Genomic DNA, 21,103 nt, shown 5'->3' with positions numbered 1-21,103 from the left:
GACCGTTCTCACCAGATGCTCTCTGCGTAGTGGGGTTGGAACTCGGCGTTCTTGTTTCGCATCCCTTTCACTCGGATTTTGACCCACCGAGGGACCAGTCTGGCACGGCAATAAATGTCCATCATTCTTGGCAGGCGAGAAATCGCCGTCCCTGGCTCCGTAAGAAAGAGTTTCTTCATCAGGCCATACGCTGCCGAAAGCCGCCCGGAGATCAAGGCTCTTACGGCGAGCCAATGCAGCATGTCGATCAGATGATCGTCGAGATCGTCCCCGAACTGCGGGTACTTCTGGCGAAACTCGGCAAGGACAATTTCACAAGAACGAAGCATCTGCATGACATCGCTCGACATGTTGGCGTTCGTCATCCGGTAACCCACGAGGTACTGAGGGACGACGCGAAACTCGTACCTTTCGGCTATTCTGAGGCACATCAGCAGGTCCTCGCAGCCTTGTGCGTTCCTGGCCCTCAAGGAAGGGTCGAAGCCTCCCGCTCGCTCGAACGCGGCGCGTCGGACCAGCATTGAACTTCCGTTGCCAACAAAATTCGTCCTGCACATGCGTTGGAGCACGCGACCCTCGGCATCGGGCCGGTTATGCAATGAGAATACCCGGCCGTCGCCGTCTATATCGGCGAACCAGCAATATGCCAGGCCTGCCGAAGAGCCGCCTTGCTGTAAGGTGCACATCTGAAGCGCGATTTTGGATGGGGCCCAAAGATCGTCGGCGTCCACAAACGCCAGGAACTCCGCATCGGTGGAAGCAACTCCACGATTGCGCGCATTCGCAACGCCGCCGTTCGACTGCGTTATCAGGCGGATACGGCTATCCTGTTCAGCATGGGAGGCCACAATTGAGGCAGAAAGGTCCGTCGACCCGTCGTCGACGACGACAATGTCCAGCGCCTGGTATTGTTGCCCGCAGATGCTGTTCAGGGTCGCGCGAATCGTTCGTTCCGCATTGAACATCGGCACCACGACGCCCACCGTGGCATTGTCTTTGATCATGGGCCTCTGTTGTCTCCGCAAACAGTTGGCTAGACAGGCATTGTAACCGGGCGCCCGGCGAGCCTCTCCGCGACACGCACCCCCTAGCCTCGATGGCTCTGCCGACTACGCCGTCGTGCGGGAACCTGGAAGTGTGAGTCACGGCGGCATGCTGCACTGCAACACAAAATTACACCGCAATGCGCAATATTGCTAATTTAATTCTCTCTAAAGTCCGGTTTGCAGGATCAGTTTTTCTTACGGCCCGAAACAGCGCTTGAACCGCCAGCGCGCGCCGTTACCGCGAACGCCGCCGTCCGGCGCGGCGTCCCGCCCACCGCTAAGCTGAGATTGGCTGTTCAAGAGGCGGGCGTCTTACTACGCAGCCTTTAACTGACCGGGATCCTGATGAGGTACTGGCGCGTCTTCACGAGCCAACCTCAGCGACCGACATAAAGCTCCGACCTGCCTTGCGACGCCAATGCGCGACGGAGAAGAGATCGGCAGGGCTGCAATGAGAGACAGGACTCACCCGCAGCCGCACTCAAGCCGCGACGGTTAGCCGAGAGAGGAGGAGAGGGCGCTACTGGTTGTCTGCCTATCCTGCGGGCGAAGGCGATCGCCATAGCATCGTGGCTGTGTGGACTGGCGTCATTCGAATAGACGAGTAGGGTTCGCCATGGCACCGCATCAAGCAAACCCGCCGCGTGGCCATCGTTTCTGCGCGAGAAACGCGTGCTCCAGGGGGCAGCGAGGTGCGGGGCCTGCACCTAGGAGAGAAGGCTCGATCCGGCCAAGCTGTCCGCGTGGCTAGAAGCGCGGAAACATCTGAGAGCGCTGCGTTCGCCCGAACGAGCCGAACCATCGGATGGCCATCCACCCCCGGATGACGGTGATCCTGGCGTCGCCCTGCGTGACCCTATGAAGGATCGGCGTTGGTTCACATCGAGTTCCTGAGATCGTTCCGCGGACCTATGTCACGCAATGTCATTCACGATTCCTATCCGGCGATAGATGAAAGCTTCGTCCCCTGCGGCATTGGCGACGTTGCGCCGGGTTTCATCGACCAGCGCAGCCATGCGCGCGTGTGCCTCCGACTTGATGCAGACCGGATCTGTCGCAGCGGCATCGCCGACAATCGCCAACGCCTGACATCTGCAGCCGCCCCAATCGATCTCACGCCGCTCGCAGCTTCGGCATGGCTCCTGCATCCATTCGGTGCCGCGAAAGGCATTGAATGCGGGTGAAGCGGCCCAGATGTCGGCCAGCGGTTTCGCTCCAAAACGTTCGAAGCGAAGCGAAGGAATCGTCTGCGCGGCGTGGCACGGCAATACAGTACCGTCCGGGGTAACCACTAACGCGTCGCGCGCCCAACCGCCCATGCATGGCTTGGGATATGTGGCGAAATAATCCGGCGTGACAAAATCGATGTTCATAATGCCGGCGAGCCTTTCGCGCGCGGCTGCGACGATGTCCGCCTGCCGGTCTATCGCGCCACATTCGGGCATCAGCATATCGCGATTGGCCAGCGCCCAGCCGGCATACTGCACGTTGGCGATCTCGAGCCGGTCGGCGCCCAAGGAAAGAGCCAGATCGATGAATTCGGGTACCTCCTCGATGTTGTGACGATGGATCGGTGCGTTGATGGTGAGTGGCAGCCCGGCCGCGCGGGCGCGGTGTGCCGTCTTCAGCTTCTTTTCGTGGCTGCCGCTGTGGTTGGCGACACGGTCGGTGGTCGGCTGACGGGCACCCTGAAAGCTCAGTTGCAGGTGGTCGAGACCGGCTTCGGCAAAGGCTTCGATACGGCCTTCGGCAATGCCAACACCAGCGGTGATGAGGTTGGTGTAGATACCGCGCGACGAAAGCGCGGCGATCAGTTGCTCAAGGTCGCGGCGAAGCGTCGGCTCGCCGCCAGACAGGTGCACCTGGAGAACGCCCAGATCGGCGGCCTGCGAGAACAGATCGAGCCAGGTCCGCGTGTCGAGCTCCCGATTGGCCTTCAGCAATTCGAGCGGATTGGAGCAGTAAGGGCATTGCAGCGGACAGCGATGCGTCAGTTCCGCCAACATGCCGATCGGAGGCAGGAGAGGCTCGGTCATAGTTTCACCAGAAGGTTGTCCGACCATTCCTGCAGGAAGGCGATGACGTCGGCCGCTACCGCATCCTGACCGGCGTCATAGTCGGCCGCAAGGTCGGCGATGATGTGGCCGACCGTGGATCTCCCGTCGCAGCGGCGCAAGATGTCGAGGCTGACCTCGTCCGGCCAGAAGACTTTCTCCGGCGAAAGCACGGCGAAGGCCCGCCGCACAGGGTCGTACTGGATGCGAACATGCTTCGGCAGTGACGGCGCCGATCGCAACGACACGATGGCTCTTTCGCGCAGTCCCGTCATGAGCCCGCCTCCGGGCGGAAGGCGCCGGGCGGTATGTTTCCAGGCGCGCCATAGGCATGCTGAAGTGCGTCGAGCATCGCCCACAATATGTCGCATTTGAACACCAGCGCATCGATCGCCTGCTGCTGACGTTCGGCCGTGTCGGCATGTTCTAGCACGTAGGCGAGCGCGAAGTCCGCGTCGCGTGATGCCTGTTCGGGCCGCCAGCTGAAATAGGCCAGCGTGTCTTGCGTAATGTAGTCGTATCTGGCCAGCATCGCCGGCACTCGTTCGCCGATGATGCGGGGCGAGAACATCTCCGTGAGTGACGATGCGACCGCCTCGAGCAGCGTACGGTTGGTGCAGAAGGAAAGGTAGGCGCCCACCGCGAAACGGGTCGCCGGCAGCGCCAGACGCTCGCTCCTGACCGCTTCGGCGTCGAGCCCCAGTGCGGTGGCCAGATGCAGCCAGCGCGCGATGCCGCCGCTCCAGCCGTCGTCGCCGTCATGATCCTCGATGCGTTTGCGCCACGCGGCGCGAAACGCCGGATCTTCGGCACGCGCCAGGATCATGGCGTCCTTGCGCGGAATGACGGCCTGGTAGCAATAACGGTTGAGCGCCCAGGCCTGCATTTCGGCTTTCGACAGAGCGCCACTGGTCATACTGTGATGGAAAGGATGTCGGTTGTGATAACGTTCTTCACCGACCTGCCGCAGCACGGCTTCGAACTCGCTCCTGGACAGGCCATCTTTCGCAGCCTCGTGGAAATCGCTCAAAATTCCATCTCCATCCCATCGCTGGCGACTTCCCAACCAGCCACTCTGACCGCCGCGTGTTCGGCGGAATTCTCGTCGAGAATAGGATTGGTGTTGTTGATATGGACGAAGATACGACGGCCGATTTTCACATCGGCTAAGCCGGCAATCGAGCCCTCCTCTCCAGAGATTGCGATGTGCCCCATGCGCGCGCCGGTTTTCTGGCCGACGCGGGCAATAATCATCTCGTCGTCCGTGTAGACGGTGCCGTCGAACAGCAGGCAGGCGGCATCAGCAACACGAGTGCGCAGGGCGGCATCGATGCGCGCGCAGCCCGGAATGTAGAAGATGGCGCCGCACCTGCCGGTCGCAGTGATGCGGACTCCGATTGTGTCACCCCTGTCGGAACTGAAATCGGCGCTGGGATCGGCCTTTTGCTCGAGGTAGAGCGCGATCTTCCCAGGTACGGGAAAGCTGTCGACCACAACGCCAGTTTCGCGGCCATACGCGTCGCGGATCGCCAGTTCGCCCGTCGGCCCCAGCAGGCGCCGAGATACGATCGACGGATCGAGAACGTTGAAAATCGAATTCGCCTCCAGCGTCTCCAGCACCTGTGCTGTTCCATAGATTGCGAACGGCTGTCGTTCACGCAGGCTGAGCAGGCCGGCGACATGGTCCACGTCGGCGTTGGTCAGCACCACGGCGCGGATAGGCGTCGAGCGCGGCGGCGCATCGGCTGGCGGCTGCAGTTCAGGCGTTTGCGCAATCTGCTGGCGAATGTCGGGCGACGCATTGAAGAGAACCCAGCCTGCCCCGTCACCCGACACGGCAATGGATGATTGGGTTCGTGGACGAACGCCGGGCATCCCGCTGCGAGCCGCGCGGCTCAAACGATAATTGCAATTCCACTGCGGAAAGCCGCCTCCCGCCGCCGATCCGATGATCTTCACGAGCATACCATCGCTCCGAAGCCCTATGGAACTAGCAGGACGTTCTCAAAAGCAACCGCGTTCAATTTTCCTACGGACAAGGCATTGCATGCCGCCGTTGAAGGGCACATGCAATTGCAGCCTACTTCTTGGGCGGATTTTCTGCGGGCAGGTATCGCGAAATCTCTAAACCGGCGGCGACCTGACACATGATCGGTTTCTTCCAGATCTTCTTCATCGCGTTCTCCTCTTGCGCCAGCCGAACGGGCCGGTCACGCTATCGATGCCATTACCTGAAAATGGGCACTCTTGGAGGATACAACGTGATGCAGCTTCAGTTGTTCCTTCATCACCAGCCCGGTTTTCCAAATGAACCAGCCTTAACTTTCCTCGAACAGGCGTGAAATGTCGAGCCGCAACCGGTAATCCGATCGTCAAATATGAATGCGGTCACGCCTCGTGCGTTCATAGTGATGCATGCCAAAGGCCCGAGCTAGTCGGGCGGCTGGCGCATCGGTCCCCGCCAAAGAATCGCGCAATGCGCGTGTCAAAGCTTCAGGCCGGGTGGCCAGATTTCAAGCGCGCCGTAATCGCGCGTTGCCACCGTGTCGTAGTGACCGGTCAAAAGCACCGTCGACCGACCGGTGCCGAGAAGGAGCATCGCCACGCTTCATGATCGTTCCTGATAGAGTTGAAACGCTTGCAAAGCTAGACCAGCTGGGCGCTGGCCCGCCGGTAGCCGCAAGCGAGAAGCGGTGAGAGCAGGCGTGCCGCTCAGGGGGCCGGCTGCGACTTGGGAAAGAGCGCGGCCAAGGAACGATCGGATTTCCAGCAGTTGGGGTCGGGGTCGGTCCTCCCTCTACCGGTCCAAGGCATGGAGCCCGCCCCAAATGCGGAAATGGGGCGGGCTCACTTTGTTGGAATCCAGGAACATTCCTTTGTCCAAAATATTAGGGTCGCTTCCATCCTGGAGCGCACATGCCGATTTTTGACGTCCCACTTGGCTTGCCCGCCTTGGGCCGAATGAGGCTGGCGCTGACGTTTCTCGTGCTGCTCGCTTTGGTCGCGCCCGGGCTTGGCGAGCCCCAGACGATGGTGATCGGCTATCTCGGCGAACAGCGCAAACCGCCTCTACCGCTCGGGCCACTGGACGAGGTCGTCACCGACGACGGCCTGCAAGGTGCCCGGCTCGGCATCGCCGACAATGCCAGCACCGGCCGCTTTCTCGGTCAGCAATTCCGGTTGCAGGAAATCACCCTCAAGCCCGGCGAGATGCCAGCCGAAGCGGTCAAGGAATTCGCGGCCGCCGGCATCAGCTTCCTCATCGCCGATCTCGATGCCGCCCGTTTGCTGCAGGCGAGCGACGCTCCAGGCGCCGAGAGGATGACGCTGTTCAACAGTCGCGCTCCTGACGAGCGGCTCCGCCAGGAGGATTGCCGCAAGAACGTGCTACACACCATTCCGAGCCGCGCGATGCTCGCTGACGGGCTGGCGCAATATCTCGTCTGGAAGCGCTGGCAGCACTGGTTCCTGCTGGTCGGGGCGCATCCCGAGGACCAGGCGATGGCGGTTGCCTTTCGACGCGCGGCGACGCGTTTCGGAGCAGAGATCACCATCGACCAGCCCTGGACGTTCAGGCCCGCCAACGGGCGCGCCGATACCGGACATGTCACGCTGCAGACCGAGATTCCCGCTGCCACGCAGGTCAGCGACTATGATGTGCTCGTCGTTGCCGACGAGGCGGACGAGTTTGGCGCCTATCTCGAAGGCCGAACCGCATTTCCGCGGCCGGTCGCCGGGACGCAGGGTCTGGTCGCGACCGGCTGGAGCGCGGTCAACGAAGAGTGGGGTGCCACGCAACTCCAGGATCGCTTCCACAAGCAGGCCGGGCGCTGGATGCTGCCCAGCGACTACGCCGCCTGGCTCGCCGTGCGAAGCATCGGCGAGGCGGCAACGCGCCTGCACAGCCTCGATCCGATTGCGATCGGAAAGTATCTCCGCAGCAACGATTTCCTGCTCGCCGGATTCAAAGGACAGGGTCTGAGCTTCCGGCCATGGGACGGCCAGATGCGGCAACCCGTCCTCATAGCCGGACCGCGACTGCTCGTCTCCAGTTCGCCGCAGCCGGGTTTCCTGCACCAGCGCACGCCGCTCGACACGCTGGGCATCGACCTGGAGGAAAGCGCATGCAGGTTCTGATCGCGATCCTGCTTTCGATGTCCATCGTGGCCGGACCTGCCGCCGCCGAGACGATCTACGTATCGAACGAGCAGGACAACACGGTGGCGGTGGTGGATGGCGCCAGTATGAACCTGTCCACGACCATCAATGTCGGAAGGCGCCCGCGCGGAATGGCGCTTTCGGCAGACAAGAAAGTGCTCTTCGTTGCTGTTGGCGACGACAACCGGATCGACGTTCTCGATCTCGCCAAACGGCAGGTGACCGGCCAACTCCCCTCGGGAGCCGATCCGGAGTTTTTTGTCGTGCATCCCGACGGCAAACGGCTGTTCGTCGCCAATGAGAACGACAATCTGGTCTCGGTGGTCGATGTCGCGTCCGCCAAGGTTATTGGTACGGTCGACGTCGGCGTCGAACCCGAGGGCATGGCGGTCAGTGCCGACGGCCGCTACGTTGCCTGCACCTCGGAGACCACCAGCATGGTGCATCTCATAGATGCCGGCACGCTCGACCTCGTCGACAATCTCTTGGTCGACACCCGCCCGCGCGCTGCGGCGTTCTCGCCGGATGGAAAGCAGCTTTGGGTGTCTTCCGAAATACGCGGAACGGTAACCGTCTTCGACACCACGTCTCGTGCTGAGACCGGCAAAGTCGAGTTCGAGGTCCCCGGCATCCGCCGCGAGGGCGTCCAGGCGGTCGGCATCGAAATGGCACACGACGGCGCCACTGCCTATGTCGCGCTCGGTCCGGCCAACCGGGTTGCAGAGGTCGACACCAAGACGCTGGCGGTGCGCCGCCTCTATCTCGTCGGCCAGCGGCCGTGGCACTTGGCGCTGTCCGATGACCAGAAGCGCCTGGTCAGCGCTAATGGCAATTCCGGCGACATCTCGTTCATCGATCTGGAGAATGAGGAGGTGGTGAAGTCGGTGCCGGTGGGACGCGGCCCCTGGGGAGTGGTGATCGGTCCATGAAGGCGCTGTCGCTCGAGGGCCTCGGACACAGCTTCGGAGAGCGGCGGGTCCTCGATGCCGTGTCGTTCTCGGTCGCTGAAGGCGGAATGTGCGTACTGCTTGGACGCAACGGAGCCGGCAAGACGACGTTGTTCTCGCTGGTCACCGGCCTCTATCATGCCCGATCCGGCCAGATCGATGTGTTCGGCCACTCCATGCGGACCGATCCGGCCGCCGCACTTGCCCAGATGGGCGTGGTCTTCCAGCAGCAGACGCTCGACCTCGACCTCACCGCTGCCGAAAATCTGCGCTATCACGCCTCACTGCATGGGCTGGAGACCGGCATCAGCGAAACGAGATTGCGCGAGGAACTCGACCGGCTGGAGGTCCTCGACAGGTGCGACGAGCCGGTCCGTTCGCTATCGGGCGGTCAGCGGCGGCGCGTCGAAATCGCTCGTGCGCTGATGCACCGGCCGCGTATCCTGCTGCTCGATGAACCGACGACCGGGCTCGACGTGCCTGGGCGCCGGGCGATCGAGCAGCACGTACGCGCGCTATGCCGCGAACGAGGTATTGCTGTTCTCTGGGCGACGCATTTCCTGGAAGAGGTGTCGGCCGGCGACGACCTGGTGGTGCTGCACAAGGGCAGGCTGCGCTGGGCCGGCGGCGCCGGCCGCGTCGCCGCGGATCTTGCGGTCGGCAGCCTGGCCGATGCATTCGATCTGCTGACGGAGACGGCATGAAGACACGTCACGCGCTGCGGGCGCTGTTGGGAATCCTGCGCAGGGAGATGTTGCGAACGCTTCGGCAGCGCGGCCGGCTGCTCTCGGCGATCATACGGCCTTTGGTCTGGCTCGCCATCTTCGCCGCCGGCTTCCGCTCGGTGCTTGGCCTGTCAATCACGCCGCCCTATCAGACCTACGTGCTCTACGAGGTCTATGTCGTCCCCGGGCTGGCCGCCATGATGCTGCTCTTCCATGCCATGGCAAGCTCGCTGGCGATGGTCTATGACCGTGAGACGGGCAGCATGCGCCTGTTGCTGACCGCGCCGCTTCCACGCTGGTATCTGCTTGCCGCGCGGCTGCTGGCGAGCGTCATCGTCGGTCTGCCGCTGGTCTATCTGTTCTTGCTGATCGCGCGTTATTGGGACGTGCGCCCGCCGGTTCTAGGCTACCTCGCCGTGTTTCCGGCGCTGGTCCTGTCAGGCCTGATGCTGGGCGCGTTCGGGTTGCTGGTATCGTCAGTTTCGACGCAGATGGAGAACTTCGCCGGCGTGATGAACTTCGTCATCTTCCCGACGTTCTTCGCCTCGACGGCGCTTTATCCGATATGGCGGCTCGCCGAGGCAGGGCCGGTGCTGGCTACGATCGCCGCATGGAACCCGTTCAGTTCGGCGGTCGAACTGATACGCTTCACTCTCTATCTGCGCTTCGATCTCGTTTCCGCCCTTGTCGTTCTCGCCTGCCTCGTCGTGTTTTTCCTGGCGGCGGTGGTCGGCTACGACCCCGGCCGCGGCCTGTGGTCCCGGCGCGGCGGCGAGGGCTGATCATTACAGGGCGTAGAGGTAGGCAGCGATATCACGCGCCTGCTGCTCTGTGATCCCCGTCGATGGCATGGCCGTGTGCGGATTGATCTCCCTGGCCGCTCGTATCCAGCGGATCAGGTTCTCCGGATTGTTCGCCAGTATGCCGGCGATAAAGACCCGGTCGGCAAGGCTGGAATCGAGGCGCGGACCAACCTGGCCTTGTGCCCCCGGCACGCCGGGGATCGTATGGCATCCGGAGCAGCCGTTCGCGATCATGATCGGAATGGCGCGCGCTTCCAAGCCGCCGGTCGCCATGTCCGATTCGTGGCGAACACGATCGCGCCGGTCGGACCACAAGGTCGCTGCGGCGACTGCCGCGGTCAGCAGCAGGATCGCGGCGAGCGCGCTGCCCACCATCCTAGCCAGGCCGGAGCGCATGGCTTGCCTCCCTGATTCCGCTCTTACTTATCCAAAGGCCGGCAAGCAGCAAGGCGGCTCCGCCATAGATCAGGCCAGCCGGAACCCACATCACCAGTCCGGCGAGCTGCTGGTCCTCGATCGGGGTTAGACCCCAGAGCGCCGCGCCGGCGGCATTCTGCGGGTACCAGAGTCTGGGCGACAACAGCAGCAGCACGCCGAGCAGACCAGTGTGCAGTGACGTGAAGAAGAGATGCATGACCGCGCTGCCATAGGCCTGCTGGCGGCCGGAACGCGGCAGAATCCCCCACCAGAACAGCAGGGCTGTGCCGAGGAAGCTCGCATGCTGGGCGTAGTGCAGCACGCCCTGCTGAAGCGCTGCCTCGAACAGGACGGGAACGTGCCAGATCCAGATCGCGATACCGTGGATGACGGTTGCGTTGAGGGGGCGGCTGGCCACGGTCCAGATCGCCTGGGGAATCCTGCCGTGCGTGAGCCTTCCCGTCCCTCGGCGAAGTCCGGTCGGCAATGCCCATATCAGGGCTGCGCCGGGGCAGGCGGCGACAAGGAGTGGCGCCGCTACCGCCATCAGCAGTTCATGCTCGATCATGTGGGCGGCAAACACCCGTTCGCCAAGCGCATGGATCGGGCTGACCAGCGCTCCGGTCAGCACGCCCCAGCCGGCGGTGAAGAAAAGCGCCACCACCGGCATCACGGCCAGGAAGCATTCTACGACAACGGCCATCGCTCGTGGCGGCACCGTCACCACCGACGGACACCGTCGTCGTCACCAGTTCGATGCACCGTCACCACCACAATCGGCCTGTCGTCATCCAGCAGGACGACTGATCGCTCTGCGATCCGGCTCCATGCGTCAAGGCGAGGAGCCGGATCAACCGTGTCGAAGAGGAAACACTCCGGCGGCCGGTTCACATCAAACCCCGACCCGCAAGAACACAAGGGCTCCGCCTTAGCAGGCTCTCAAGCAGGCGGACGCCAATCTGGTCGACACGCAGGGCGCTACCAGCGGGCTGAGGATCTCTTCAGGTCAGGATTCGGCACGAACCAAGCCTCCGAGGGAGCCACCAACCTCGCAGCCGGGCGGGAGCGGCTATGTGATGGCGGAAACTCAACTCAATCAAGCGAAGGCGAACCTCGCCACTGCCCAGGCACGTCTGGGCTACGCCACGACAAAGTCGCCGCACGACGATATCCTGATCACACGCAACGTCGAGCCTGGAGCGGCGCTGCTCGTTCTCGCGCCGGCCGGAGACATGCAACCGGTGCTGCAGATGGATGAGAAAAATCTGGGGGCCTCCTGAACTGGGACAGGGCGCGCGCGGGTTTTTTGTGTTTGAGCGTGGTGGCCGGTGTTTCTCCCTCTGACGTCCCTCCTCACTCCTGACCGTCACGACCCTTGGGGCGTTTTTTTGGCGGTTGATGGAACAAGGATCGTGAGCATCCGTTCGGGTCGGCTCGTAGCTCTCCGAAAGGCTCTCTGTCATGACCACACATCGCATCTTCGCTGCCGTAGCATTCGCAGCCGGCATCATTGCCAGCAACCAGGCACTCGCCAAAAGCGATTCAGATTTTCTGACCGACACCATCAAAGGCGACAATTCCGAAGTCGCTCTTGGTACCCTTGCCAGGCAAAAGGGCGACAGCAAAGGCGTCAAGGCATTCGGCCAAACGCTCGTAAAAGACCATGGCAAGGCCAAGAAGCAGGCACTGGCGGTCGGCAAGAAACTGGGTGTTGCTGAAACCGACGATCTCACCGACGAAGCGACGGCCGAGATGACGAAGCTGAACGGACTTTCGGGGGCGGCTTTCGATCAGGAGTTTACAACCTACATGGTGTCAGACCACCAGAAGGATATCGCCGAGTTCCAGGATGAGGTGAAGACCGGCAGCAGCAAGGTCGCTAAGCTCGCCAAGAAGACCTTGCCGACACTTGAGAAGCACTTGAAAATGGCGCAGTCGCTGGCCAAACCGTGATGAGCGAAGTCCGGCGTCGAAAGTCGGACGATCGAGCTGGAATACTACGACCGGCCGACACTCTGGTTTCATTGGCTGACGGTGGTTTTTGTCGTCCTGTTGTTCGGTACTTCGCTGGTATGGAACTACGTCACGCCGCGTGACCGAACTTGGCGCCCCTGTTGGAGGGCACTCATGTCTCACTCGGGATCCTGTTCGCCGTCCTAATTCTAGTCCGGATCGTCTGGCGGCTGACAGGAGGCCGGCAATTGACGCCAGAGGTGGACTTTCGGGAACGCTCTCCCAGCTGATGTACATCGTCCTATATGTTTTCCTTGCCGCAGAGAGCATGCTGGGCTTCGTATTGCCCGCTCAGTCGACACTGGGGCGACACCAGCGTGCGCGGGCATGCCATCCGGGAACCGGCGTCATCAACAACGAGCTCTATACCGGTGTGCTGATTTGGAACCGCCTGCACTTCGTTAAGGATCCCGCCACCGGTAAGCGCGTCTCACGGGCCAATCCGCCAGCCAAATGGATCCGCACCGAGGTGCCGCATCTCAGGATGGTGGGGGACGAACTGTGGCAGGCCGTGAAGGAGAGACAGAAATCCGTCGCCAGCCAGTTCGAGGCGGTGGCGATCGGCACGCGCAAGGCCCGGGCGAGGAAACAGCACACCATGAGGCGTCCGGTCTCTCTGCTTTCCGGCTTGCTCACCTGCGGCCGCTGCGGCGGGCGCTATGTCCTGTTCACACGCGACCGCTATGCGTGTCTCAACCATCAGCGCCGGGGTATCTGCGACAACGGCCGCACAATCGCCCGCAAGAAGATTGAGCAACGGGTCCTCGCGGGCCTGAAGGAAAGGCTCGTCTCGGCCGAGGCCGTGGCCGAGGCGATCAGAGCCTATGCGCAGGAGACCAACCGCCTCAACCAAGAGCGTCGCGCGCAAGGCGAACAAGACCGTAAGGCGCTCGACAAGATCGAGCGCGCCATCGCGGGCATCATGGCCGCGATCGAGGATGGCCTTTGCCAACCTGCGATGAAGGCGAGAATGGAAGACCTGGAGAGGCAGAAGGCGGAGATCACCGCGCGTCTGGCGTCGGCGCCCACTGACGTGCCCGACCTGCATCCCAATATCGCCACTCTCTACCGCAAGCGGGTCGAGCAACTCACGCAAGCACTCGCCGATCACGAGGACGGACGTCCAGCCGCCGAGGCGGTGCGCTCGCTGATCGGAGAGATCGTGCTCACGCCAGGCGACAAGCGAGGCGAGGTTCATGCTGAGCTACGTGGCGAGCTGTTCGGCATTCTCGAACTCGCGAAATCTGACCCAAATGACCAGGCCGACGATGTTATGACAAAAGGGGTTGCGGGTTCCCGCAACCATAATCATTAACCGTCTCGATCTGATCGAGGCGGCTTTTTTGTTTGACGGGCACCAATCCGCGCGGCGCGGCAGAGGGTGGATGCAGCACACTCGATGGGAGTGCTGGAGCAAATCCTCCTTAATCCTGATCATATCCTGCTGCCTTGAAGTAGTTTTGGCACTCGGGCTGCTGACGTCGAAACGTATAGGCGCAAGTCTTTTGCTTTTTGTACTCTGAAGGTGCATAGATGGCAGTCTGGAATTGATACTAGCATGCCCTCAACAGGCTCGCAGAACTGCGGTGCTTGCTTCGTTTTTCAACTTTTCAAGTCGGGATCGGCATATTGATTCAATCCGATCGATAAGATCCGAGACGCGCTCTGCGAGCCATTGAAGTGCTTCATTCGTGATCTCGAAATGTCGCGAGTAGCGCGCTTTGACATAAGCCTCATTGAGAACGTTGAACCAGGCGACGAAGCGCTGTTGGTCACGAGGCCATGCTTCGGCAAGTTCCTGGACCTGATCCTCGGCAAGGCTCCGAAGAAATTTTAAGTTGTGAGAGGCAGGGCTGTAGTTCGTCAGGACTAGCAACAATGCCGAGTACGCTTGCTCGATGGATTGATGAAGGAGAAACGCCGCTTCCTTGTAGTCCTTTTCATTCCGGTAGAATGTTGCACCCTTCGCGAACTTCCTTGCATGAGGGATACGGTCCTCCAAATGTTCAGTCGCCACTCGAAAGGCCTCGACGGGTTGTACCGGTGTCGGGTCTGCCAGCGGCTCGTCGTCAAGCTCGTAGAGCACGATTCCTTCGCGGCGAATGTCGACGAAGAAGTACTGGCCTTCCTTAAGCGCCGAGTTCACTTCCCGGCGCGAGTGCACGATGAAACTAACGGGCGTATTGATCTCACGCATCAGACGGTCGGCTGCAGGCTGCCAATAGCTGGCGAAGTCGGTCAGCTTTCGATTGTTGACCACCACCAGCAGATCGAAATCGGAACGGTAGCCCTTCTTGGTATGCGGCTCGTCGACCCAGCCGCCGCGGGCATAGGATCCAAAGAGTATGATCTTCAGAATGCGCCCGCGCTTCTTGAAATCGGCGGTTCCTCCTCTCACAGCGTCGTCGAACTCCCCAAGCAGTAGCTCGACTGCCTTTTTGAGCTCACGCTGCTTCGGGGGAGGAAGGTGGTCGATGCTGGATTTCATGAACAATGATCTATCGCCCATATGGCATTGATAGGCAAGGCCAAGCTTTCGTTCTGTAAATAGCCCCTTCCGGCCGCGCCAAGCAACGTAAAAGATGTTGCAAAAATATAAACATGTTCTTCCAGAGGAGTTGTGATGTCGGGAGAGAGTAAAGGCGCCGTGGTCCTGATTCGAGTCACAGCCGCCTCGGTGAGTTGCGGTTCCGGTACGGGCTAAGAAATCTTTGTTGGGGGATCGTCAGTTTGCTGATCACGTTCGTTAGGCTCCCTTGCGCCGGATAGAGTGGTATCACGCACGCCTGCAGTCCCGTGGTACAAGCCGGCCTTGCCGACAAACAGCGAATGCGCCGGCGCAATCCCTCATCCAGCTCCTCGAACCATCCGCCATGCTCGCGGTCTATATAGGCCACGGCGATGGTGTTCGAGATGCGCCGGCACCATTGTTCATGGAAGGCGCTCGGGCGGTGCTCGACCAGGAAGGAGGCCGCGCCCGCAGCCTCGGCGATCGGCCACCAGGGCTTGAACCGGAATGCCGGCTTGTCGGCCCAGTCCAGCGTGTAGAAGAAGCCGCCCTTCGCAACGGCCTTCGAAAGCCGCATGTCTCAAAGTCGCCGCTCGGAGAGTGGACAGTTTCGAAGCAGCAAGAATTTCTGCGACCGGCCATAGGACAATGATCTGCCTAAGAGATTCCAAGGCTCGCTGGATGCGCTGCGCCGATCGTGCACCTTCTGCTGGATTTGAAGACGGGACGGGCGATTTATGGGCCATCGCGTGCTGACGCAGGCGCAAACGCGGCAGTGACGAGCCCCGCCGAACGACGGAGATTTGCCTCGAAGGCATCGAGGTCGGTGAGGGAGCGGGGGTGTCGAACTCCTGGATCGACGCCCCGGGGCAGGGCAGGCGGGCATTGCAGCAGAAGCATCGTTCCGATCACATCGGCTTTTTGGACGGAGTCCGTAACCGGCCTCGTTGACTCGCTAGAGGGCCGCGACGAGCTCGGCAGTGTGCTTTCCTATGGCAAGCAGGATTGTCACGTTCGCCGAGATCTGCTCGCCTTGAGTGAAGACGACGCAGGTGAACCGCTTGCCGTCCGCCAGCTCGACATGAATGGCGTCGTGGCGGCGGTAGCTCGCGCGGGGATCGCCTGTCCAGCCCGTCCAGCCTGCTTTCGACCACAGTTTGGCCCCCTCCGGCAGGTCCGCGCCCATATAGTTGAGCACCTGCGACAACGGGCGTTTGACGAAGCCGGGGTCGCGCGGCCGATACAAGAAGTCGGCCATAATGCGCGAGCGTTCCGGCGAAATCATCGCGCCATCCATGATGCGAGAAAAGACGGACGCGGAGGCGTCGGCCGTGAGGCGGTTGTGGTTGTTGCCACCAACCTCGACGAATATCTTTTCGCGGCCATAGCGGTCATCGTCCATCAGTTTCTGACAGACATTGATGCCGTCGAATTCCGGCAAGGCGAGCTGCTTGAAATAGGCGTTGATGCCGTTTCGGGCCGCCATCCAGCGCCGCATCTCCTCTTCGCCCAGCTCGGTGTCGCCGGTCGTCCCGGTCAAAGTATCGATGACGTAGTTGGTGGCGTTGTTGCTCGACCACTTGATCATATCGTGCATGGCCCGCTCCAGCTCAGGCGTCGCCTGGACTTTTCCTGCGTCAAGGGCAGCCTGCGTGGCGACAAGATAGAAGACCTTGATTACGCTGCAGGGATAGAAGGGGGCATCGCCGTTGTAGGAGTAACCTGTCGGCAGCGTCCCACCCTCGCCATAGGCTTTCTCTTCCCCCCCAGGGATGGACCAACAGCGTGAAAGCGAATTTGTCTTCCGCCAGCCCGCGGGAGGCGAAGCCGTCCAACGCTGTGCGCACGATTTCCTCGCCAACCGCTCCAATCTGCTTTGAACGCATCGACTTCTGGCAAGTGCGCCATGGCGCGTCAGCACGACTCCAAGTGTGCTACGTTTTGAACGGAAGCTTTGCGCCTCACATATTCGTTCAGGGCAGCAAAGCACTGATCCCAAAACCGGTCATCGATGAGCGAGCGCGAACTGCAACGCATTGAGTGTTGTCGAGGGTTATAGAGCTACGGATGACCGCGTCACAACCGTTTCGTGCGACCCGATTCTTCTCTGTAACCATCATGCAGCAGCGCGGCTGAAGCGGTTGATCATGAAATCGTCGAGCGGCGTTTCGCAACGGTCGGTCGCGATGAGCTCGGCCATGGCGTCGCCCACGCCCGGACCAAGCTGGAAGCCATGTCCGCTGAAGCCGAAGGCGTGGAACAGGCCTGGCGTCGTGGCCGAGCGGCCCATGACCGGCAGCATGTCCCTGATATAGCCCTCGCAGCCGGACCATGTACGGATGACCGCGACCCGCGCGATTGCCGGCAACAACCGCGCGACGGCGCGCAATTGCAGGGGAAGGCGCATGGGATCGGCGGCCGCATGGCCGGGATCGAGGTTCACCGACACCCTTTCGGCGGCGCCGCCGAAAACGATGTTGCCCCGCTCGACCTGACGCAAATAGGCGCCATGGTCCTTGTCGCGCGTCCAGATGCCGACCACCGGCAGAATCCGATGCGGCAGCGGCTCGGTCACACCCATCTGCGGACCGCGGGCGTCGAGCGGGACCTCTTCGCCAAACTGTGCGGCAATGCGCGCGCCCCAGGCTCCGGCGGTGTTGAGCAGGCACTCGGCGGCGAATGCACCCTTCGAACTGGTGACAAGGAAACCAGAACCCGTGTGGGTGATCTTCTCGACCTCAGCTCCCTCGATGATTTGCGCCCCCAGTTTGCGGGCCGCCTCGGCAAAGGCGGGTGCGATCAGCCGTGGATTGCCGCTGCCATCTTGCGGAGAGAACGACGCTCCGATCGAGTCAGGGCCGAGGCCGGGAAACCGGGAACGGATCTCACGCGGGCCGAGTTCTTCCAGCTCGAGCCCCCACGGCCGCGCGGCTTGGGCATAGGCCCGCATATCGGCAAGGCTTCCTTCATCGAAGATCAGCCGGATATGGCCGGTGGCGCGGAACTCGACGTTGCGGCCAAGCATCTCTTCAGCCTCGCCCCACAGCCTGAGCGAGCGGTGGGCCAGCGGAAGCTGGGACAGATGGCGCCCCGTGCGCCGGATGTTGCCAAAGGAGGCGACGGTCGCCCCGGTGCCGATCCGCTTGCGCTCGACCAGCGTCACGCGCGCGCCGCGCCTCGCGAGGAAATAGGCTGAAGCCGTCCCCATCAGTCCACCGCCCAGCACGATCACGTCCATGGTTATTCCTTGTGCGGAGCGGATACTCCCTGAAGACGCCGATCTTGTCGGCACCGCTTCATTGCGTCAAAGATGAGTTTGGACAACAGCCATAAGCCGAACCTATGGAGTGGCAATGCGGGCCCGTCAGCTCGAAGTGTTCATCGCCGTCATGCGCGCGGGCACGGTGACCGCCGCGGCGCGGATGCTGAACATTTCCCAACCCGCTTTGAGCCAGATCGTGATCCACACCGAGGACGAACTCGGCTTCACGCTGTTCGAGCGCGTCAAGGGCCGGCTGCGGCCGACCCCGGAGGCGCTCGAGATCTTCGCCGATGCCGAGCGGCTGTCGGCGGGGCTGGAGGGCTTGCGCCGCAAGACCACCGACCTTCGGCTGGGCCGGACGGGGCTGGTGCGGGTCGCGGCCTCGCCGCCGCCGTCCATGGCGATCTTGCCGCGCGCCTTCACCAGCTTCCGGGCGCAGCATCCCGACATTTTGCTACGGTCCCACATGGCGCCGATCGCCGCGATCATCGACATGCTGCGCGCCGGCGATGCCAGCCTCGGCGTCGCCATGGACGACCGCCTGCCTCCCGATATCGACGCGGAAGTGATCGGCAGCGTCGGCTTCTCATGCCTGCTGCCCACGGGGCATGCGTTGGCCGGGAAGACCGAGCTGACGCTCGCCGATCTCGCCGGCGAAGAGTTGATATCCTATCGCGCAAACACCCGTCCCGCCGACGAACTGGCCCACGCTGCCCGCGCGCAGGGTGTGGTGCTTTCGCCGTCGCTCGAGATCGACGTCTCCATCTCGGCCGTCGGCTTCGTCCAGGCCGGCCTGGGTGTCGCGCTCGTCGACGCGCTGCTGCCATGGCACCAGTTTGCCGGCCTTGCCGTCAGGCCGCTCGCGGCGGGGCCGGAATTTCCGATCGCGCTGCTGACCTCGCGCACGCGGGCGCTTTCGCGGGCCGATGAGATGATGCGCGAGCAAGTCCGCGCGGCCTGTTCCGCCGTGCTGGGCGGTGACAGAGCAAGGGCATAAGCAAGACTTATAGTCCCGCTCGTCATACGTCTTGGACCCTGGCCATCCTGTCGTGTCAGCTTTGGTTGGCAGACAGGAAGGGACGCATCATGGATGGTGCCATCGTGGCGGACGAGGCGAGCAACGAAGCCGACTGGAAGGTCGGCGTTGATATCGGTGGCACATTCATCGATTTCTGCGCGCTCGAAGCAAATTCGGGGCGCGTCGCCTCGCTGAAAGTGCTGACGACGCCGGAAGATCCGGGTGCCGAACTGATAACGGGCCTCACGCTTATGGCCGAGCGTGAAGGCTTTGATCCTGCCCGCATGACGCGCTTCGTGCACGGTACGACCGTTGGCATCAACACCATCATCCAGCGCAAGGGCGCACCGCTGGCGCTGTTCACCAATGCCGGCTTCGAGGACGTCATCGAACTGGCGCGGCTGCGCATGCCGGACATGTATTCGCTGTTCTGCTCGCGGCCGGACCCGCTGATATCGCGCGACATGGTTTTCGGCATTCCGGCCCGCATGCGTGCCGATGGCAGCGAGTCCCGGGCGCCGGACATGGCGGCGGTGGAAAAGGCGGTGGCGGTGGCGAAAGCGAACGGAGCGCAAGGCATCATCGTGTCCTTCCTCCATTCCTGGCGCAATGCCGCTCAGGAAGCTTCGGTGAAGGCGAGGATCACGCGTCTTGCGCCCGACCTGTTCGTCTTCTCCTCGGCCGAGGTCTGGCCGGTCATCCGTGAATATGAGCGCAGCTCGACCGCCATCCTCAACGGCTATGTCCATCCGCGCGTCTCCGGCTATCTGACGGCGTTGGAAGAGCGGCTGAAGGACCACAGTGTACCCGCCCGCCCCATGCTGACCAAATCGAATGGCGGGCTGATGAACGCTGCCGAAGGCAAGCGCGCCTGCGTGAACATGCTTTTGTCGGGGACAGCCTCCGGTGTCATGGGCGCCTCGTGGCTGGCGCGCCAGGCCGGAGAGGACAGGATCCTGACCCTCGACATTGGCGGGACCTCGGCCGATTTCGCGCTCATTATCGATGGCGAGCCGCAATTCGGCACCGGCGAACTGATCGGCGAATTTCCGCTCCACATCCCTTCCGTGTCGGTAAGCTCGATCGGTGTCGGCGGCGGCTCGATCGCCAGTGTCGATGCACAAGGGGTGCTGCGGGTCGGACCGGAATCGGCCGGTTCGACGCCAGGACCGGCGTGCTATGGTCGTGGCGGCGAGAGGCCGACGGTGACGGACGCCATGGTGGTGTGCGGATGGCTCGGTCACAGCGAGATGGCCTATGGCCAGTTGCGGATCGACACCGGCCTGGCGCATCGCGCGGTCGGCGAGCTTGCCGCCCGGCTCGACCGCCCCATCGAGCAGACCGCGCAGGCGATCCTCGACATCGCGGTGTCGGAGATGTTCGTCGAGGTCGAGAAGCTTGCCTCGCGCGCCGGCGTGGACTTGCGCGATTTCACGCTGATGCCCTTCGGCGGCGGCGGGCCGATGCTGGGCGCATTCCTTGCCCGCGAACTCGGCATGAAGCGCGTCATGGCGCCCCGCCGGCCCGGTGTGGTGTCGGCGCTGGGCGGACTGGTGGCGGATTTGCGCGGGGACTTCATTCGCACCATCTTCAGCCCGCTGTCTGGCGTGGCGCTTGCCGGAATTCGCGAAGCCTTCGAGGCGTTGACGCGCGAGGGCCGCGACTGGCTCGCGGCGCAGGGGCACGATGCGGCGGCGGAGCTCAGTCTCACCTGCGACATGCGCTATGTCGGGCAGAGTTATGAGATCGAGGTCGTCCTTCAGCCGGAATGGCTGGCGGAGGGCAATGTGGCCGCCATCGCGCAGGCCTTCCACCTCACCCATGAGCGGCTCTACGATTTCCACGACCCGGAGGGCGGGATCGAACTTGTGAATGTCCGGCTATCGGCCATAGGCGCAGGGCCGAAACTCTCCTTCCCGGAAATCGACGAGGTCGATGCTCCGGCCATTCCGGCGCGCCGGCTCTCCGTCTACACGGGCGCGAGCGTCGAGACTGTCGACCTCCACGACCGGCAAGCCCTCGTGCCGGGCAGCATGTTTCACGGGCCTGCCGTGGTCGTTCAGGAAGACACCACCTTTGCCATTCCCGCGGGAGCGCAGGCAAGGGTCGACCGCCATCTCAACCTTTTGCTGACCTTCCCGGAGTGATGCC

General features: G+C 62.4%; 18 protein-coding genes and 2 pseudogenes. 9 read left to right on the top strand and 11 right to left on the bottom strand.

Features of this window, described 5'->3' with window-relative positions:
* Positions 1-8: 8 nt before the first annotated feature.
* The 5 genes from FJ954_RS24505 to pqqB all read right to left on the bottom strand — a co-directional run bounded on the left by FJ954_RS24505 (position 9) and on the right by pqqB (position 5,065).
* Positions 9-1,004 carry a glycosyltransferase family A protein gene (locus FJ954_RS24505; RefSeq protein ID WP_140663748.1) on the bottom strand — a complete coding sequence of 332 codons (996 nt, stop codon included), beginning with the start codon at positions 1,002-1,004 and terminating at the stop codon, positions 9-11.
* 956 nt (positions 1,005-1,960) lie between these two features.
* Complete coding sequence (pqqE, locus tag FJ954_RS24500) at positions 1,961-3,082, bottom strand: pyrroloquinoline quinone biosynthesis protein PqqE (protein WP_140663746.1); 1,122 nt, start codon at positions 3,080-3,082, stop codon at positions 1,961-1,963.
* Entirely contained in the window at positions 3,079-3,375 is a 297-nt protein-coding gene (pqqD, locus tag FJ954_RS24495; protein WP_015316539.1) for a pyrroloquinoline quinone biosynthesis peptide chaperone PqqD, read from the bottom strand. The genes pqqE and pqqD overlap by 4 nt, the downstream gene beginning before the upstream one ends.
* Entirely contained in the window at positions 3,372-4,130 is a 759-nt protein-coding gene (pqqC, locus tag FJ954_RS24490) for a pyrroloquinoline-quinone synthase PqqC (RefSeq protein WP_140663744.1), read from the bottom strand. Before pqqC ends, pqqD begins: the two co-directional genes overlap by 4 nt.
* Positions 4,127-5,065, bottom strand: coding sequence for a pyrroloquinoline quinone biosynthesis protein PqqB (gene pqqB, locus FJ954_RS24485; RefSeq protein WP_140663742.1), 939 nt, complete (start codon positions 5,063-5,065; stop codon positions 4,127-4,129). Before pqqB ends, pqqC begins: the two co-directional genes overlap by 4 nt.
* Positions 5,066-6,016: 951 nt before the next feature.
* Between pqqB and FJ954_RS24475 the strand changes: the two genes are divergently transcribed.
* The 4 genes from FJ954_RS24475 to FJ954_RS24460 are packed head-to-tail and all read left to right on the top strand — an operon-like array spanning position 6,017 to position 9,712.
* The gene (locus tag FJ954_RS24475) at positions 6,017-7,237 is read left to right on the top strand and encodes an ABC transporter substrate-binding protein (RefSeq protein ID WP_140663738.1); all 1,221 of its coding nucleotides are present in this window, start codon (positions 6,017-6,019) and stop codon (positions 7,235-7,237) included.
* A complete protein-coding gene (locus FJ954_RS24470) occupies positions 7,225-8,187 on the top strand; it encodes a PQQ-dependent catabolism-associated beta-propeller protein (RefSeq protein ID WP_140663736.1) in 963 nt (320 codons plus the stop codon). The genes FJ954_RS24475 and FJ954_RS24470 overlap by 13 nt, the downstream gene beginning before the upstream one ends.
* Complete coding sequence (locus FJ954_RS24465; RefSeq protein ID WP_140663735.1) at positions 8,184-8,909, top strand: ABC transporter ATP-binding protein; 726 nt, start codon at positions 8,184-8,186, stop codon at positions 8,907-8,909. The genes FJ954_RS24470 and FJ954_RS24465 overlap by 4 nt, the downstream gene beginning before the upstream one ends.
* A complete protein-coding gene (locus tag FJ954_RS24460) occupies positions 8,906-9,712 on the top strand; it encodes an ABC transporter permease (protein ID WP_140663733.1) in 807 nt (268 codons plus the stop codon). Before FJ954_RS24465 ends, FJ954_RS24460 begins: the two co-directional genes overlap by 4 nt.
* 3 nt (positions 9,713-9,715) lie before the next feature.
* On the opposite strand, the gene FJ954_RS24455 is transcribed toward FJ954_RS24460, so the two are convergent.
* The gene (locus tag FJ954_RS24455) at positions 9,716-10,129 is read right to left on the bottom strand and encodes a c-type cytochrome (RefSeq protein WP_140663731.1); all 414 of its coding nucleotides are present in this window, start codon (positions 10,127-10,129) and stop codon (positions 9,716-9,718) included.
* The gene (locus FJ954_RS24450; protein ID WP_246681142.1) at positions 10,110-10,853 is read right to left on the bottom strand and encodes a cytochrome c oxidase assembly protein; all 744 of its coding nucleotides are present in this window, start codon (positions 10,851-10,853) and stop codon (positions 10,110-10,112) included. Before FJ954_RS24450 ends, FJ954_RS24455 begins: the two co-directional genes overlap by 20 nt.
* Positions 10,854-11,196: 343 nt before the next feature.
* On the opposite strand from FJ954_RS24450, the pseudogene FJ954_RS24445 reads away from it, so the two are divergent.
* The 3 genes and pseudogenes from FJ954_RS24445 to FJ954_RS24435 all read left to right on the top strand — a co-directional run.
* Positions 11,197-11,421 (top strand): annotated as a pseudogene (locus tag FJ954_RS24445) (efflux RND transporter periplasmic adaptor subunit); the annotation flags it as partial.
* 190 nt (positions 11,422-11,611) lie between these two features.
* Positions 11,612-12,103: a DUF4142 domain-containing protein gene (locus FJ954_RS24440; RefSeq protein WP_140663729.1), complete on the top strand. Its 492-nt coding sequence runs from the start codon at positions 11,612-11,614 to the stop codon at positions 12,101-12,103.
* 289 nt (positions 12,104-12,392) lie between these two features.
* Positions 12,393-13,478 carry a recombinase zinc beta ribbon domain-containing protein gene (locus FJ954_RS24435; RefSeq protein WP_210242405.1) on the top strand — a complete coding sequence of 362 codons (1,086 nt, stop codon included), beginning with the start codon at positions 12,393-12,395 and terminating at the stop codon, positions 13,476-13,478.
* A 249-nt stretch (positions 13,479-13,727) separates the two neighbouring features.
* On the opposite strand, the gene FJ954_RS24430 is transcribed toward FJ954_RS24435, so the two are convergent.
* From FJ954_RS24430 to FJ954_RS24415, 4 genes and pseudogenes are all read right to left on the bottom strand, one after another.
* On the bottom strand, positions 13,728-14,651 hold the full coding sequence (locus FJ954_RS24430) for a nucleotidyltransferase and HEPN domain-containing protein (protein ID WP_140663727.1): 924 nt from the start codon (positions 14,649-14,651) through the stop codon (positions 13,728-13,730).
* Positions 14,652-14,826: 175 nt separating this feature from the next.
* A pseudogene (locus tag FJ954_RS24425) lies at positions 14,827-15,225 on the bottom strand (AGE family epimerase/isomerase); the annotation flags it as partial.
* A 402-nt stretch (positions 15,226-15,627) separates the two neighbouring features.
* Complete coding sequence (locus tag FJ954_RS24420) at positions 15,628-16,533, bottom strand: serine hydrolase (protein WP_140663725.1); 906 nt, start codon at positions 16,531-16,533, stop codon at positions 15,628-15,630.
* 255 nt (positions 16,534-16,788) lie between these two features.
* On the bottom strand, positions 16,789-17,910 hold the full coding sequence (locus FJ954_RS24415) for an FAD-binding oxidoreductase (protein WP_140663724.1): 1,122 nt from the start codon (positions 17,908-17,910) through the stop codon (positions 16,789-16,791).
* Between the two features lie 115 nt (positions 17,911-18,025).
* Here FJ954_RS24415 and FJ954_RS24410 point away from each other — a divergent pair, with 115 nt between their 5' ends.
* Positions 18,026-18,931 (top strand): LysR family transcriptional regulator, encoded by a 906-nt coding sequence (locus tag FJ954_RS24410; RefSeq protein ID WP_140663722.1) that lies wholly within the window; start codon positions 18,026-18,028, stop codon positions 18,929-18,931.
* An 89-nt stretch (positions 18,932-19,020) separates the two neighbouring features.
* A complete protein-coding gene (locus tag FJ954_RS24405) occupies positions 19,021-21,099 on the top strand; it encodes a hydantoinase/oxoprolinase family protein (RefSeq protein WP_140663721.1) in 2,079 nt (692 codons plus the stop codon).
* Positions 21,100-21,103 lie beyond the last annotated feature (4 nt).

Origin of the sequence: Mesorhizobium sp. B2-3-15, assembly GCF_006442875.1 — a bacterium.
Classification (GTDB): Bacteria; Pseudomonadota; Alphaproteobacteria; order Rhizobiales; family Rhizobiaceae; genus Mesorhizobium; species Mesorhizobium australicum.
The sequence above is the reverse complement of the archived record's forward strand: the minus strand, read 5'-3'. Positions and strand labels throughout refer to the sequence as shown.